This window comes from Streptomyces sp. NPDC052036, from assembly GCF_040680495.1.
Classification (GTDB): domain Bacteria; phylum Actinomycetota; class Actinomycetes; order Streptomycetales; family Streptomycetaceae; genus Streptomyces.
Genome location: NZ_JBFAWW010000041.1, coordinates 55,797 through 70,068 on the forward strand (window position 1 = coordinate 55,797; position 14,272 = coordinate 70,068).

At 71.4% G+C, this 14,272-nt stretch carries 10 protein-coding genes; 4 read left to right on the forward strand and 6 right to left on the reverse strand.

Annotated elements, in window-relative coordinates:
- Positions 1 to 104 precede the first annotated feature (104 nt).
- Positions 105 to 1,430 (forward strand): acyltransferase, encoded by a 1,326-nt coding sequence (locus AB0L95_RS35350; RefSeq protein WP_365169198.1) that lies wholly within the window; start codon positions 105 to 107, stop codon positions 1,428 to 1,430.
- 6 nt (positions 1,431 to 1,436) lie between these two features.
- On the opposite strand, the gene AB0L95_RS35355 is transcribed toward AB0L95_RS35350, so the two are convergent.
- Positions 1,437 to 2,618 (reverse strand): helix-turn-helix domain-containing protein, encoded by a 1,182-nt coding sequence (locus tag AB0L95_RS35355; RefSeq protein ID WP_365169201.1) that lies wholly within the window; start codon positions 2,616 to 2,618, stop codon positions 1,437 to 1,439.
- A gap of 151 nt (positions 2,619 to 2,769) precedes the next feature.
- Between AB0L95_RS35355 and AB0L95_RS35360 the strand changes: the two genes are divergently transcribed.
- Positions 2,770 to 4,257 carry a long-chain fatty acid--CoA ligase gene (locus AB0L95_RS35360; RefSeq protein WP_365169203.1) on the forward strand — a complete coding sequence of 496 codons (1,488 nt, stop codon included), beginning with the start codon at positions 2,770 to 2,772 and terminating at the stop codon, positions 4,255 to 4,257.
- Positions 4,258 to 4,305: 48 nt separating this feature from the next.
- On the opposite strand, the gene AB0L95_RS35365 is transcribed toward AB0L95_RS35360, so the two are convergent.
- From AB0L95_RS35365 to AB0L95_RS35375, 3 genes are all read right to left on the reverse strand, one after another.
- Positions 4,306 to 4,890 carry an FAD-dependent monooxygenase gene (locus AB0L95_RS35365; protein ID WP_365169206.1) on the reverse strand — a complete coding sequence of 195 codons (585 nt, stop codon included), beginning with the start codon at positions 4,888 to 4,890 and terminating at the stop codon, positions 4,306 to 4,308.
- Positions 4,891 to 5,080: 190 nt separating this feature from the next.
- A complete protein-coding gene (locus AB0L95_RS35370; protein ID WP_365169228.1) occupies positions 5,081 to 6,010 on the reverse strand; it encodes a kelch repeat-containing protein in 930 nt (309 codons plus the stop codon).
- A complete protein-coding gene (locus AB0L95_RS35375) occupies positions 5,902 to 8,907 on the reverse strand; it encodes a carboxypeptidase regulatory-like domain-containing protein (RefSeq protein WP_365169209.1) in 3,006 nt (1,001 codons plus the stop codon). The genes AB0L95_RS35370 and AB0L95_RS35375 overlap by 109 nt, the downstream gene beginning before the upstream one ends.
- Positions 8,908 to 8,989: 82 nt before the next feature.
- On the opposite strand from AB0L95_RS35375, the gene AB0L95_RS35380 reads away from it, so the two are divergent.
- Both AB0L95_RS35380 and AB0L95_RS35385 read left to right on the forward strand, forming a co-directional pair.
- A complete protein-coding gene (locus AB0L95_RS35380) occupies positions 8,990 to 9,832 on the forward strand; it encodes a patatin-like phospholipase family protein (RefSeq protein ID WP_365169212.1) in 843 nt (280 codons plus the stop codon).
- A 279-nt stretch (positions 9,833 to 10,111) separates the two neighbouring features.
- Positions 10,112 to 10,936 carry a hypothetical protein gene (locus AB0L95_RS35385; RefSeq protein WP_365169215.1) on the forward strand — a complete coding sequence of 275 codons (825 nt, stop codon included), beginning with the start codon at positions 10,112 to 10,114 and terminating at the stop codon, positions 10,934 to 10,936.
- A gap of 79 nt (positions 10,937 to 11,015) precedes the next feature.
- On the opposite strand, the gene AB0L95_RS35390 is transcribed toward AB0L95_RS35385, so the two are convergent.
- Entirely contained in the window at positions 11,016 to 11,993 is a 978-nt protein-coding gene (locus tag AB0L95_RS35390) for a hypothetical protein (RefSeq protein WP_365169217.1), read from the reverse strand.
- A 62-nt stretch (positions 11,994 to 12,055) separates the two neighbouring features.
- Positions 12,056 to 13,624: a murein biosynthesis integral membrane protein MurJ gene (gene murJ / locus AB0L95_RS35395; protein ID WP_365169230.1), complete on the reverse strand. Its 1,569-nt coding sequence runs from the start codon at positions 13,622 to 13,624 to the stop codon at positions 12,056 to 12,058.
- Between the last annotated feature and the right edge of the window lie 648 nt (positions 13,625 to 14,272).

Below are 14,272 nucleotides of genomic sequence, written 5' to 3' on the forward strand. Positions count from 1 at the left end.
GTAGGGATTCGGTGTGACGTGCGCAACCCCACCCGAATGAAACGCCCTGAACTGGCAACGTTCCCTCTCATGCCCTATTCCCAAACCCCCGGCAGGTGACGACGATGACGACGGCGACCAGGGCGACCCGGACGCTGCCCGCCACCGCCACTGCGGCCACCCCCAGAACTCCCCCGCGCTCGTCGGTGCCCTCGCTGCCGTCCCTGACCGGGCTGCGGTGGATGGCCGCGCTCCTGGTCTTCGGACTGCACGTGCGCAACTTCGGCTACTTCGGCGGCACCGGCGGCCGCATCATGACGTGGGGATTCGGGGCGGGCGCGACCGGAGTGTCGTTCTTCTTCGTTCTGTCAGGATTCGTCCTGATGTGGTCCGCTCGGCCGGGCGACCGGACGCTCACCTTCTGGCGGCGCCGCATCGCCCGTATCTATCCGGTCCATCTCGTCACCGTGGCGATCGCGCTGCTCATGGCCTGCACGCTGGACCATGGGGCAAGACCGGAACCGCTTCAGGGAGTGGCGAACGTTCTGCTGGTGCACTCCTGGTGGCGACCGTGGTGGCAGACACTGGACCCGGTCAGCTGGTCCCTGGCCTGCGAAGCGTTCTTCTACGCCGCCTTCCCGCTGCTGGCGCTGCTGGTGCGGCGTCTGGGCGCCCGGGGAGCGGTGGCGCTGGCCGGGGTGTCGGTGCTGACAGTCGTGGTCCTGAGCCGGGTGGACGCCCACCAGTGGCTGAGCCAGCCGGTCAATTCACTGCCCGCCGCGCGTCTGCCGGAGTTCGTCCTCGGCGCCGCCGTGGCACGCCTGGTGATCCTCGACCGCTGGCGGGGCCCCGGCCTGGAGGCCTCACTCGCCGTGGCGATCATCGGCTACTTCTTCGTCCCTCAGGTCACCGCCGGGTACCCGGCCACCCCCTGCACCCTCATCGGCTTCGCTCTGCTCATCCCGGCCGCGGCCGTCGCGGACCTGCGGGACCTGCCCTCGCTGTGGCGGCATCGGCGGCTGGTGCGCCTGGGGGAACTCTCGTTCGCCTTCTACATGGTCCATCTGCTGGTGCTGCGCGCCGGCACCCACCTGCTGGGCCCCTCCCCCCGCTTCGGGCTGCCGACGGCGCTCGCCGTCACCGCCGTCGCGTTCGCCCTGTCGCTCGGGCTGGCCTGGGTTCTGTACGAGGCGGTGGAACGTCCCGGGCGACGGCTGCTGCTCCGCAAGCGCCGCTCCGCCCCGCAACGGCCGGCCAAGGCGCCGGAGCCCGGATCCCGCGCCCTCGACGCCCCGGCCGAGGCACCCGCCCGCTCGGCCCCGGCCGTCGGCGGCGGACCCGGATCCGGTACCGACCGGGCCGACGACGGGGCCGGTCATCGTCCGTCGGTGCCGAGTCCGGACAGCCGGCACGACCCTCGCGACGGCCGGGAGACCCGCCGGATCGAATGACCCCTGTCAGGTCCGCCGCTGCTCCTGGGCGGGGCCCCGCACGGCGAGGAGCGCGGCGCCGAAATCCGTCGCTGTGCGCGGGTCGGACAGGGACCGGCCGGTGAGTTCCTCGATACGGCGCAGCCGGTAGCGGACGGTGTTGGGGTGGACGAACAGCTCCTCGGCCGCGTCGGCGACGGAGCCGGCCGCGGCGAACCAGTGCTCCAGTGTGGCCAGGAGGCGGGCTCGTTCCGCGGCCGGGAGGTCGAGGAGGGGTCCGAATGCGACCTTCACCAGATGGGACGCCTCTGCCGGGGCGGCGGCCACGACCATCGCCAGGGGTCTGTCGTCGAAGCGGGCGACCCCTGGGCCGCTGCCGGGCAGGCTGGCGAGGGCCAGCCGGGCGAAGCGCAGGGCCTGGGGTGTCTCGCGCAGGGACTGGAAGCCGGGGCTGACGCCCACCCGGGCGTGGGCCCGGCGCAGAATGCGCAGGCCGGTGGTCTCCGCCGTCTGCGTGGTCAGGGCGACCAGCCCGATCTGCTGATCCGGCAACAGCCGCCAGGCGGAGGGAAGATGGGCCTGGCGGAGCGCGGATTCGATACCGACCAGCGGCTCGGTGCCGGGTGCCGCGGATTCGGCCGCGACGACCGCGTACGGTCCGTGTTCGGGCAGGCCCAGTTCTCGGGCCGCCTCCCAGAGCGTGGTGCGGTCGGCGATGACGCCGGTGAACAGCGCTTCCACCAGCGCGGACCGCCGGGCCTGCCGTTGCAGGGTGAGTTCGGCGGTGGTCTCGCGATGGGCCTCCGCCACCGCCTCGGCGTAGCGGCCGAACAGCGACCAGATCTCGGCGGAGTGAGCCACCAACTGGGCGTCCGAGACGTCCGGATGGCGATAGGCCTCCTCAAGGATCTCCGACCACAGGAACTCGAAGCCGATCCGGTAGGCGTGCAGGGCGTCGGCCAGTGGCATGCCCTGTTCCGCGCGGACCCGGCCGGTCTCCCGGGCCGGGAGAGGGTCCGGCGTGGCGGCGTCACACAGATGTCTGAGGACCAGGTCGGTGTTGGCCGTGCACGAGTGCCGGAGCGAGTCGAAGGGGATGAGCGCCTCGTCCTGGTAGGCGACGACATCCGCGCGGATGCGCTCCGCGATGCGCTCACCGAGTTCCGGCAGCCGTGCATGGAGCGCCCCGGCCACACCCACGAAATCCATCGGCGCAGTGTAACGCCCTGTTTTTGTTCCCGGGAACAAAGCCGGGGAGGCGACTCTGTCGCCCGCCCCATGGATCGTGGCAGTCGGCCACTGCACGATGTCGTGCACGTGAACAGCGGAGTTCAGCGGCGACATGCGTGGAGGCTGGGTCATGCCCAATCTGGCGGAGTTCCTCACACGGACGGCACAACGGCAGCCGGAGCGTCCCGCGCTGCGTCTGGACACGCAGATCACCACGTACGCCGAGCTGGACGAGCGCAGTGCCCGGGTCGCGGCACTGCTGCGCGCCGAGGGTGTGCGGCCCGGCGACCGGGTGGCCCTGATGCTGCCGAACGTCCCCGAGTTCGTCGTGCTCTACTACGGCATCCTGCGCGCCGGGGCCATCGTCGTGCCGATGAACCCGCTGCTGAAGGCGCGGGAGACCGGGTACCAGCTCGGGGACTCGGGCGCGGCAGTGCTGTTCGAGTGGTACCGGGCGCCGGGCGAAGGGGAGCAGGGAGCGGCGGCCGCGGGCACGCGGCACATCGTCGTCGAGCCCGCTTCCTTCGCCGGGCTGCTGTCCGGGCACGAGCCGCTCAAGGCGGTGACGGAGACGGCCGGCGACGACGTGGCCGTACTGCTGTACACCTCCGGCACCACGGGACGGCCCAAGGGCGCCGCGCTCACCCATGCCGGACTGCGGCACAACACCGAGGTCAACACCGAACACGTGCAGCGGATGACGGCGCAGGACGTGGTGGTCGGCTGTCTGCCGCTGTTCCATATCTTCGGCCAGATCTGCGCCATGAGCGTGGCCGTCCACAGTGGCGCCTCGCTCACCCTGATCCCGCGTTTCGACCCGGGGACCGTTCTGGAGGCCATCGTCCGGGACGGGGCCACGGTCTTCGACGGGGTCCCGACGATGTACGCGGCGCTGCTTCAGCATCGGGCGGAGGTGGATGTGCCGACGCTGCGGATGTGCCTCTCCGGGGGTGCCTCGCTGCCGGTGGAGGTCCTGCACGGTTTCGAGCGGCGGTTCGGCTGCCCGGTCCTGGAGGGCTTCGGCATGTCCGAGACCAGCCCGGTGGTCACCTTCAACCACCTCGACCGGCCCCGCAAGGCCGGGTCCATCGGTACCCCGATCCAGGACGTGGAGGTCCGGCTGCTCGACGACGAGGGGCGGGATGTTGGCCCCGGCGAGGTCGGTGAGCTGGCCGTGCGGGGACCCAACGTGATGAAGGGGTACTGGAATCTGCCCGAGGCGACCGCGGCCGCCGTCCCCGACGGCTGGCTGCGCTCCGGCGACCTCGCCCGCCAGGACGAGGACGGCTACCTCTACATCGTCGATCGCAAGAAGGACATGATCATCCGTGGCGGGTACAACGTCTACCCGCGCGAGATCGAGGAGGTGCTGCACGAGCACCCGGCCGTCGCGCTCGCGGCCGTGGTGGGCGTGGAGCACGAGCGGCTCGGCGAGGAGATCGCGGCCGCGGTGGTGCTGCGCAAGGGCGCCCGGGCCGACGCCGAGGAGCTTCGGCAGTTCGTCAAGGACCGCGTGGCGGCGTACAAGTACCCGCGCCTGGTGTGGCTCGTGGAAACCCTGCCGACCGGCCCCACCGGCAAGATCCTCAAGCGGGAGATCAGCGCGCCGACGGGGTGACCGAGGGCAGGAGACGCTCGCCTTCGGAGGTGCGGTCGTGGGTCAAGGTCACGGCGAGACGAAGAAGGTGAACCGGTCCGTCAGCAGGTCCCGCAGATCCTCGGGCAGGGCCGATTCCGGCTCCAGGCCCCGCCAGGCCACATCCCCGGCGTACCCGGGGCGGACGGCGGGATCGAGCAGTCGACGAGTCGCCGAACCGATGCCGTCGGCGGCCACGAGGAAGTCGCCCCGTGCGGTGTACCCGTCGGCGAACTCCGCCGTGACCTCGAAGCCTTCCACCCCGACCCGCCGCAGCGCGCTGTCGAGGCGGTAGCAGACCCCGGCCAGGGGGTCCCGCAGCGCCCGGTAGAGCGTGTCCCAGGCGGTCATCAGCTGGGGCGCCGCATAGCGGGCGGGACGGCCGTGGATATGGAGCTGCTGGCGTTCGTGCAGCTCCACACTCACCGAGCCCGCGGACATGCCGAGGCGGACCAGCAGTGCCTCCACCTCGGGCTGCATGACGATACCGGCACCGCGGGCCTCCATCCGGCCGGCGGAACGCTCGTACACAGCCGCATCGGCCCCGACGGCCCGCATCTCGTGGGCGGCTGCGAGCCCTCCGAGGGATCCGCCGATGATCAGAGCCTTGAACATGGTGCCTTCCCGCCGTCGGTCCCGGGTGCGCCGCTCGGTGCCTCCATGCTCGTCGGGAGGAGCGCAGGCCGCACCCGCTTGATGATCGCCGGAAGGGGTGTCGCCCGGTGGGAGACACCCCTTCCGCACGGTGTTCGGGCCGCCGCGGGGACGCCCCCGGGCGCCTCAAGGACCCGGAGGCATCAGCCCGTCAGCGGGCCGGTTGCCGCACGACGGTCAGCGAGACCGGGATCGGCGGCACCCAGTACGGCGTGTCACCGAGCGGGATCACCGACGCCGTCCAAAGGCCCGGCTGCCCGATGGCACGGGCGTCCAGGGTCACCGTGAACGAGGCACTGCGGCCCGGAGGCAGGGTCAGCCGACCGGGGCTCTCCGACAGCCAGTCCACGTCCGTCTCCGTCTCGTCCCAGCCCGGCAGTTGCCGCGCGGTTGCCACGGGGATCGGGAAGCGGCTCTGGCTGCTGCCGCCCACCTGGTACATGCCCGGGGCGGCGCCGCCCCGGTAGAGCGCGGTCGGGGCGTCGGGCAGCCGGGTCCAGCTGTCGGTGCCCGGATCGTAGGCGTAGCCCTCGGCGGTGAGGACCCGGTTCACGCCGACCCGCTTGAAGCCGCCCGAGACGAGAAGGTGTCCGTTGGCGGCGGTATGGGCACCGGTCGCCAGCCCCACCGGCATTCGGGCGATCGGCTGCCAGCTGTCGTGCGCGGGGTCGTAGACGTAGGCGGCGTCCGTCTCGACGTAGTCGTGGGTGCCGCCGGCGCAGTAGACCTTGCCCTCGATCGCGCCGCAGGACGCCCAGCTGATCGTCTGCGGGTAGTCGGCCGCCCGGGTCCATCTGCCGGTGCCCGGGTCGAGCACGTAGACGGTGCTCGCGCAGCCGGCGTTGGTGCATCCGCCGACGACGTAGAGACGTCCGCCGACCACGGCGTTCGCCGTACCGAAGCGTCCCTCGGGCATGTCCGGTCCCTTGGCCCAGGTCCTCGTCGTGGTGTCGTAGACCTGCGTGGTCCGGCTCACCTGCTCACCGGGTGCCCATCCGCCCGCGGTGTAGAGGCGGTCGCCGATGAAGCCGTGCGCGGTGGCCTGCCGGGGCTCGGGGGCACTGCCCCCCCCTGGCTCCAGGTGCCCGCCGCCGGGTCGTAGACGTACAGGTCGGCGGTCGGGGTGTCACCGTCGTGCGAGCCGAGGGCCGAGTAGATCCTCCCCCGGTGGCTCTCCACCGCGTTGTCCATGACCGGCACCGGAAGGTCGGGCAGGGGGCGCCAGGCGGTGCCGGGAGCGGCGGGCGCCGATCCGGTGCCGGTGCGCTCGCCGAAGCGGAGGGTGACGGGCGCGGGCCCGGTGTTGCGTACGGTGACCTTGCGCGTGACCTTGCCTCCTGGCGTCGTGGTCGCGTCGATCCGGGTGGTGCCGAACGCCGGCCGCCCCGCCTTCAGGCTGAACGGGGCCCGGGTCGTCCGGTCGGCGGGGACCACGAGCGTGCGGGACGCCGTACGGTACGAGGGCTTGCCGGCGGTCACGGTGTGGCGGCCGCCACCCGGGACGAACAGACGGTAGAGGCCGTCGCCGATCCGGGGGTCGCCGGTGCCGGAGAGGCTCAGTGCCGCCGGTCCCCGTGTGGAGCCGGACCGGACCTCGGCGCCGACGATCCCGCGTCCGGTGTTGGTGTCGGTGACGACCCCGGTCAGCATCCCGCCCCGGACGGGTGTGAGGACCCGCTCGGCCACCGACACGTCGTCGACCGCCCAGAGCAGCCCCGGCCCGGTGAAGTGGAAGCGCACGCGGACCGCGCTGCGGCCGGCGTAGTCGGTGAGCGGGATCTCCACCCGGCCACTGGCCCACACCTGGTCCTGGTGCCAGACGGACTTCCAGGTCCGGCCGCCGTCGGCGCTGACCTCGACATCACCGGTCTGGTCGCCGGATCCCTCGTAGTCAGTGCTGAACGCCAGTTCCGGGTCGCCGGATCGGGCGAAGTCGTAGACCGGGCTGACCAGGAGGGTGTCCATGGCCACGCCGGCTCCGGCGTGGTCGCTGTCGGCGACGGCGAACCCGCCGGAGCCCCCGGTGTTGTTGCCCCGGCCGCCCGGGTCGTCGAACGACCAGCCGTGCCCGGTACCGGCGAGGTCCACGACGCTCCAGCCCGGCGGCGCGCCGTTCGGCGCGTCGAAGGACTGGGTGTCCAGGGTGTCCACCCGCAGCGCGTACGCGGGGTCGTCCGCCACGGACCAGGTGCCGGCGGGCAGCCCGAGCCGTGCGGTCTGGTCCGTGTCCTTCACGGTCACCGCACGTACAAGGGGACGGTAGTGGGGGTCGTCGCTGACGACGTGCAGGGTGTAGGTGTGGTTCTCGGGCAGATCGAGGCGGTACGCGCCGGTGTAGGCGTCGGACCACACCGGGGCGCCCGGGACACCGTCGACGGTGATCCGGGCGTGGAGGGGCCAGCCGTGCCCCGAGGCGTCGGCGACCGTGCCCGACACCCGATGGGTGGCGAGTTTGCGCAGCGCGACGTCCCAGGTCGCGGTGGCGCCGTCGGCCACCTTGATGTCCGCGGCGCTGCTCGGGGCGAACCCGTAGGCGCTGACCTGTACTTCGTGGGTGCCGACGGGCAGCGGCAGGGTGTAGCGGCCCGCGTTGTCGGTGGTCGTGGTGTAGAGGCCCGCCGTCACGGCCGCGGCGGCGACGGGTGCGCCCGAGGCCTGGTCGGTGACGGTCCCTGAGAGGGTGCCGTAGGGGCCTGTCCGGAACGCCCCGAGGCCGTCGGGGGTGCCGAGGCCCGTGGGTCCGTCGTAGCCGGGGCCGGCCGTGCACAGATAGGCGGGTGTGCAGGTGCCGTTGGCGCCCTCGGTGACGTCGTGCAGGCCCGCGCCGCCGGAGGCGTACGGGTAGAGATTGGGGTGGGTTCCGGCCACCGGGGCGCCGGCGTCCGCGTAGACCCCGGTGATGATGGGGGCCGAGGCGCTGGTACCGCCGGCCACGCCCCAGCCGCCGGACTCCCCATAGCTGTCGTACACGGCGACGCCGGTGGCCGGGTCGGCCACGGCGGCGACGTCGGCGACGGTGCGGCCGGGGCAACCGGTGTCCTGCTGGAAGGCGGGCTTGGACTCGTACCGGGAACAGCCGGAGCCCGTGCCGGCGCCGTCGTGGCTCCACACCGACTCCGACCAACCGCGCGGCGCATCGGGGGCCTTGGTGAGTGTGGTGCCGCCGACAGCGGTGACGTGCGGGGAGGCCGCGGGATAGGCCACGCCGTAGCGGGAGTCGCCCGACGAGGCGACGATCGCGACGCCCGGGTGGTCGTAGTGGACGTCGGACGCGGCCTCCGCCGGGTCCTCGGGGAAGAACAGGTAGTTGGACCCGTAGGAGTTGGAGACGTATCCCGCGCCGAGGGCCACGGCCTGGTCCACGGCGGAGCCGAGGTCGTCGACGCCCGCGCTGTCGGCCTCGACCAGCAGGATGCGGGCCTTCGGGGCGACGGCTGAGATCATGTCCAGGTCGAGGGAGATCTCACCGGCCCAGCCGGGGTCGGGGTCCGGGTAGGCGGTGCCGCCGCGCTGGTCGACCTTGGTGAAGCAGCCGTCGGCGGTGGTGCAGGCGGGCAGTCCGTACTGCGCGCGGTAGACGGCCAGGTCCGCCCCGGCGTTGGGGTTGTCGAAGGCGTCGACGACAGCGATGGTGCGGCCCGCCCCGCCGTCCGCGGGAAGGCCGTAGGCACTGCGGAGGTCGGTCGGGCCGAACCCGTCGGGGGCCTCGCCGGTCGCCCTGAGCCCCTTGCGTTGCTGGACGTCGGTGCGCCGCAGGCCGAAGCAGGTGAACTCATGGGGCTTGGGGGGACCGCAGAGCGGTTGGACATGGCCCGGCAGTGGGCGGGCGGACGTCGTCGACGGCTGTGCGGTCTGCGCGACGGTGGCCTCGGCGGGTGCCGGGGCGCTCAGCGCGGCGAGCAGGACCGCGCTCACCAGTCCCGCGCCGCGCAGCGTCGGTCTTCCTCGACGGGGCCTGAGTCTGTGCAATATAGACAACTCACAACTCCTGTGGGGATACGCGTCGGCGCACGAGAGGGCCTAGGGTTCACCGGAACACGTCTGCGATCAAGGGGGTGTCATGACAGAGGCGTTGGTGCTGGGCGGTGGCGGGGTCGGTGGGATCGCTTGGATCGTCGGGCTGCTGGCGGGACTGGCTGATGCAGGCCGGGACGTGACGAGTGCCGGCCTGATCGTGGGCACCTCCGCCGGGTCGACCGTGGCTGCCCAGCTGGGCAGTGGGCTGCCCCTGGAACAGCTGTACGCCAGGCAGGTGGATCCCGCGCTCCAGGCCGACGAGATCATGGCCGAGATGGACCTGGACCGGTTCGCCGCGGACATCGGTGTGGCGATGGGCGAAGCTGCCACTGCCCGGGAGATACGCCGTGCGGTCGGGGAGTTCGCCCTGCGCGCCGACACCGTTGCGGAGCCGGAACGCCGGGCAGTGATCGCATCCCGGCTGCCGTCGCACGGATGGCCCGCCAGAGCTCTGAGGATTGTGGCGGTCGACGCCGACAGCGGCAGTCCGCGTGTGTTCGACAACTCGTCCGGGGTCGGCCTGGTCGACGCGGTGGCCGCGAGCTGTGCTGTCCCGGGAGTCTGGCCACCGGTGACGATCGACGGGCACCGGTATGTCGACGGCGGCGTCCGGTCCAGCGCCAACGCGGACTACGCCGTCGGTGCATCCCGTGTGCTGGTGATCGTGCCGATGGGAGCCGTCGAGCCCTTCCCCAGCGACAAGCCGCTGGACCAGGCCCTTGAGGAACTGCGGGCGAACGGCGCCGAGGTCGCGGTCATCGAGCCGGACGAGGCGTCGCGCGCCGGGATCGGCGCCAACCCGCTGGATCCGTCCACCCGCGGGCCGGCCGCCGAGGCGGGGCGCCTGCAAGGCCGTGCACTGACCATCGAGTGGACCGGCGCCTGAGGCGGTCCCCCTCTCCGGGAGCACCACTGTCGGGTGTCAGATGCATGTATCTCGCCATACGAGCGGGTAACGGCAGATAAGACGTGCAACTGATAACGATCTTGGCGAATGTCTTGTGTGATATCAGGTCCGCCCTAGCCTCCCTGCATGGCATTTCTCTCAAGCCGCCGCAGAAGACCCCGTCTTGCCCCGGAACTCGATGACCAAGCCCTGGGCAGGCTTCTGAAGTCCCTTGTGGCGACCACCAGAACAGGCACCATCGCGACGACAGATCTGTGTGTGGCACAGATATCCCGCCTCATGGACGAGAGCCCGGGCGACTGGGACCGCCTTACGCACCGCATGACCGTCCTGGCGGACTATCTTCGCGCATCACATCTGCCGCAGAGTTGGGCGAAGCGGGAGCCGCGCAACGCGAGCGCGCTGGTTCTGTACGCGGGGACACTGCTGGCGCGAGGCCGCGCCCAGGGAGGCCTGGACGACGTGGCCGAGGTCACCAGGAGCTGTCTCCAGGCCGCCGAGCTGGTGCCGGAAGACCCCACTCCGTGGGTGGTCCTGCTCGGGACGGCACGGCTGGAACGCTGGGAGCAGTCACAGGTGTTCGGCCTGTGGAACGAGGTTCTGGCCCGCGATCGATGGAATCGTGAGGCCTATCTGAACATGCTGGGCTATCTCACTCCGGAGGAGGCGGGCTCCCGGGTCCAGGTACTCGAGTTCGTCGACGCCCTCGCCGCCCGCATGCCCGCGAACGCGCCGTGCGCGGCGACCGAACTCACCGCCCAGGTGCTGCAGTATCAGTCCGTTCTCGCGCGAGGCGGGGTCGAGGCGCTGGTGGCGGGCAATCACTGGGCGCAGCGGGAAGCGACTCAGGCCCTCGACCGCGCGGTCCACACCTGGGTCAGGCCGGAGTTCTTCCACCATGCCACGGCCCTGGCCGACCTGAATCTCCTCGCCTACGCGCTGATGGCGGCCGACCGACGACACGAGGCCCGGCCGGTCTTCGAGGCGCTCGGCAGCACGGTCACCGTGTGGCCCTGGCGCACCGGTGGCGACCCGCTGGCGGAGTTCGAGCAGGCGCGGAGGAGGGCCGTCGCCGGCCTGTGAGCCCATCGACACGAGACCTTCGCCGATGCCGGGCCCGGGGCAGGTCACGGTGTCGGCTTGGCGACCCCGGTGGCCGGCCTCAGGACGTCGGCCCTGCCGGCGGGGCGCCGGCGACCGCGGCCTGGTACAGCGTCCGGGTGGCGGCACCGAAGCAGGCGCTGTAGGAGACCTGGGGCGTGTTGCCGCCTGTGTGGTAGCCGCCGATCACCCCGATCACGGCCCATCCGCCCGGCCACGGCACCAGCATCGGTCCGCCGCTGGTTCCGTCCACGAAGCCGTCGCAGGCGATGCGCGGGAAGGTGCCCGGATCGGCCGGGTCGTCGCTGACCCACTTGGTGGTCCGGCTCCAGCACTCCAGCGGCTTCTCCGTCGTCGCCGGGTACCCGATCATCCGCACCGGGGCGTGGTCGTACCCGGTCCCGGTGAGCAACCGCAGCCCGCCGACCGCGTCCTGGACCGGCGTCCCGTCCTGATTGGGCTCCGTGACCGCGAAGGCGAAGTCGTACTCGGCCCCCGCGTGCTCGCCCAGGTCGTAGTACTGCTGCGAGACATAGACGCCGTTGTCCCTGACGGGGAAGACACCGAAGGGCTTGAGCCCGTCGTGGTACTGCGGCACGAAGGCCAGATTTCGCTGGGGGGAAGCGCCGGCGTACCCCTTCAGGCAGTGACCGGCGCTGAGTACGAGGGCGCGGCCGGGGCTGCGCACCACGGAGCCGCTGCAGGTGCGGCCGGTGCCGGTGGCGTCGGTCCAGAAGAAGGTGCCCACCTGGGGCATGCCGTCGAAGGCTGCGCTCGGCGGGATGTACTCGCCCGGCTGCGGCCCGTCCCCCGCGGGGGAGCCCGCGGGTACTTTCGGAACGGACTCAGCGCCCTGGTCGGCGCCGCTGGACAGGGCGGCGGCCATCCTGGCCGGGGTCCAGTAGGCGTTGAGCCGGACGGCGAGCGCCTGCGGCCGGGCGGGGGCGCCGTCGGCGGACGCCCCCTGGACGAACGAGGCAGAGAGCAGCAGGGCTGCCGACGTAACGACGTAGCGGATGATCCTGGTTCTACGCACCATCGGCTCCCCTCCGGCCGGACGCGGACGTCGGCTCACCTTAGAGCTCCGTGTCGCAGCGCGCCCTACCGCAGTCCCGGCAGCCGTCGGAGTTCGCCGACCTTCATCAAGCGTGCGAGGACGAGGTAGGCCGCGCCCAGCGTGAGCGTGCCCGCGGCCAGGGTGACGACGGTGGGCCAGGTTCCCGGCCCGAGGGCCGAGGCGCAGCTGTGTGCGGTGATCCAGGACAGGCCGGCACTCAGGCCCGCGGCGCACAGCACCCTGGTGTAGGTGCGGCGCACCTCCCCGTCGTCGAGGCGGCCGCCGGCCCGCTTGCGCAGAAGCCGCGCGGTGAGAGCGAGGCCGGCCAGAGAGGAGAGGGTGTAGGCCCCGGCCATCCCGGTCACGGCCCAGCGCGCGGGCAGCAGCGCATGGCAGGCGGTGGCCAGGGCGATGTTGACCGTCGCGGTCCACAGGGCCATGAAGAACGGGGTGCGAGTGTCCTCGAACGCGTAGAAGCCGCGGAGCAGGAGGTACTGGGCCGAGAAGGGGATCAGTCCGGGGCCGAACGCCTGCAGCATGTGTCCGAGCGGCTGGGTCCTGGCGGGGTCGGCCGCGCCATGGGCGAACAGCAGCGTCGCGATCTGCGGGCCGAGGGCGAGGAAGAAGAAGGCGGCGGGCACGATGACGACTCCGCTGACGCGCAACGCACGAGAGAGATCGGCCCGCAGGTCGGGGACGCGGCCCTCGGCGGCGGCCTTGCTCATGCGCGGCAGCAGCGCGGTCACCAGGGAGACGGTGACGATGGACTGCGGCAGCATCCAGATGGTCTGCGCGTAGGTGTAGGCGGAGTAACCCACACCGGCGCTCGGCAACTCCTGGTCAGCGCTGTTCGCGTAGTTGGTGACCACCGTCAGGGCGACCTGGTTGACCAGCACGAACAACAGCGTCCATTTCGCGGCGTGGACACTGGAACCGAGGCCCGTGCCACGCCAGTCGAACCGTGGCCGGAAGCGGAATCCCGCGGCCCGCGCGAACGGGATCAGCGCGAGCGCCTGGACGGCGATGCCGGCCGTCGTCCCGATGCCCAGCAGCCGGACCTGGGTGGTGGTGATGTCCTCCACCCGGTCGGGGACGGTCATCAGGCTCAGATAGGCGCCGAACATGCCCGTCAGAACGACGTTGTTCAGGACCGGTGTCCACATCATTGCCCCGAACTTCTCGCGGGCGTTGAGGACTTGGCCGTAGATACTGAACAGTCCGTAGAAGAAGATCTGCGGCAGCAGGAAACGGGCGAAGACCACTGTCAGTTCGAACGCCTGGTGTCTGCCGGGGGTGTCCCGCATATACAGGCCGACGATCTGCGGTGACGCCCACACCGCCAGTGCCGTCCCCACACCCAGCACGGACACCACCAAGGTCACAAGACGCTGCTCGTACGCCTGCCCGCCGTCGGGATGCGTGGCCCGGGCCCGAACCAGTTGAGGCACCAGCACGGCATTGAGCGCACCACCGATCAGGAGGGTGTACAGGCTGGTCGGTACGGTGTTCGCCGTGTTGTAGGTACTGGCGAGCAGACCTGTGCCCAACGCGGTGGCCTGCAGCACCGTCCGGATGAGCCCCGTGGCCCTGGACACGACGGTGCCCAGCGCCATCAGCAGGGATGAACGGCCCACACCTCCCCCCGCCGGCTTCTTCCGCCGAGCGGCCTGCCGCCCCGGCGCCGGCTGCTCCGACGACACGGTCTCTGCCATGTCCCTCGCCCCCTCCACCATGGGCCCAACCTACGCCATCGTGATCTTCATGGGCTTCTCCGTTGCACCAACTCCCTTTCATATGAGGGTGGTTCGATGTCGTTCTCGGCGGCTTCCGCGCCTCTCGGAATTCTCGGCGACGGCGGCAAAGCGGGATTCGTCACGGCTCTCGCCCTCGCATCCCCTTCGGCCTCGGCGCAGGCGCGCGCATCGACGTCGGGTGGCCTGAGGACGGCCTGAAACAGTGTCATCGAACATACGTCTACGGCATGTCCCTGACGATTGGCGCGCTTGTATGGCCGCATACGTCGGTCTGGCGGATCGGAGTGGGGCCGATCGGGTTACTTTTCGGCCTGGAGGCACTCGGAGGGAGTACGGGCGCCGTTCCCTTTCCGTGTCCTTCAGGGGCGCGGGCGGGGGTGGGGTTGAGGGTAATCACGTTGCTGCTGCGATTCCGCTGTGCCGGCGTGGTGCCGGCCTTCGCGGCGGCGGCGAAAGGACGACCTCATGCGAGTGACCCGGACCATGTTCGCCTCCGCGGCAGTTGCC

What these genes read in the sequence shown, in the direction of transcription:
- AB0L95_RS35350 (WP_365169198.1), top strand. Translation starts at nt 105, where the DNA reads ATGACGACGGCGACCAGGGCGACCCGGACGCTGCCCGCCACCGCCACT.
- AB0L95_RS35355 (WP_365169201.1), bottom strand. Translation starts at nt 2,618, where the DNA reads ATGGATTTCGTGGGTGTGGCCGGGGCGCTCCATGCACGGCTGCCGGAA.
- AB0L95_RS35360 (WP_365169203.1), top strand. Translation starts at nt 2,770, where the DNA reads ATGCCCAATCTGGCGGAGTTCCTCACACGGACGGCACAACGGCAGCCG.
- AB0L95_RS35365 (WP_365169206.1), bottom strand. Translation starts at nt 4,890, where the DNA reads ATGTTCAAGGCTCTGATCATCGGCGGATCCCTCGGAGGGCTCGCAGCC.
- AB0L95_RS35380 (WP_365169212.1), top strand. Translation starts at nt 8,990, where the DNA reads ATGACAGAGGCGTTGGTGCTGGGCGGTGGCGGGGTCGGTGGGATCGCT.
- AB0L95_RS35390 (WP_365169217.1), bottom strand. Translation starts at nt 11,993, where the DNA reads ATGGTGCGTAGAACCAGGATCATCCGCTACGTCGTTACGTCGGCAGCC.
- murJ (WP_365169230.1), bottom strand. Translation starts at nt 13,624, where the DNA reads ATGGCGCTGGGCACCGTCGTGTCCAGGGCCACGGGGCTCATCCGGACG.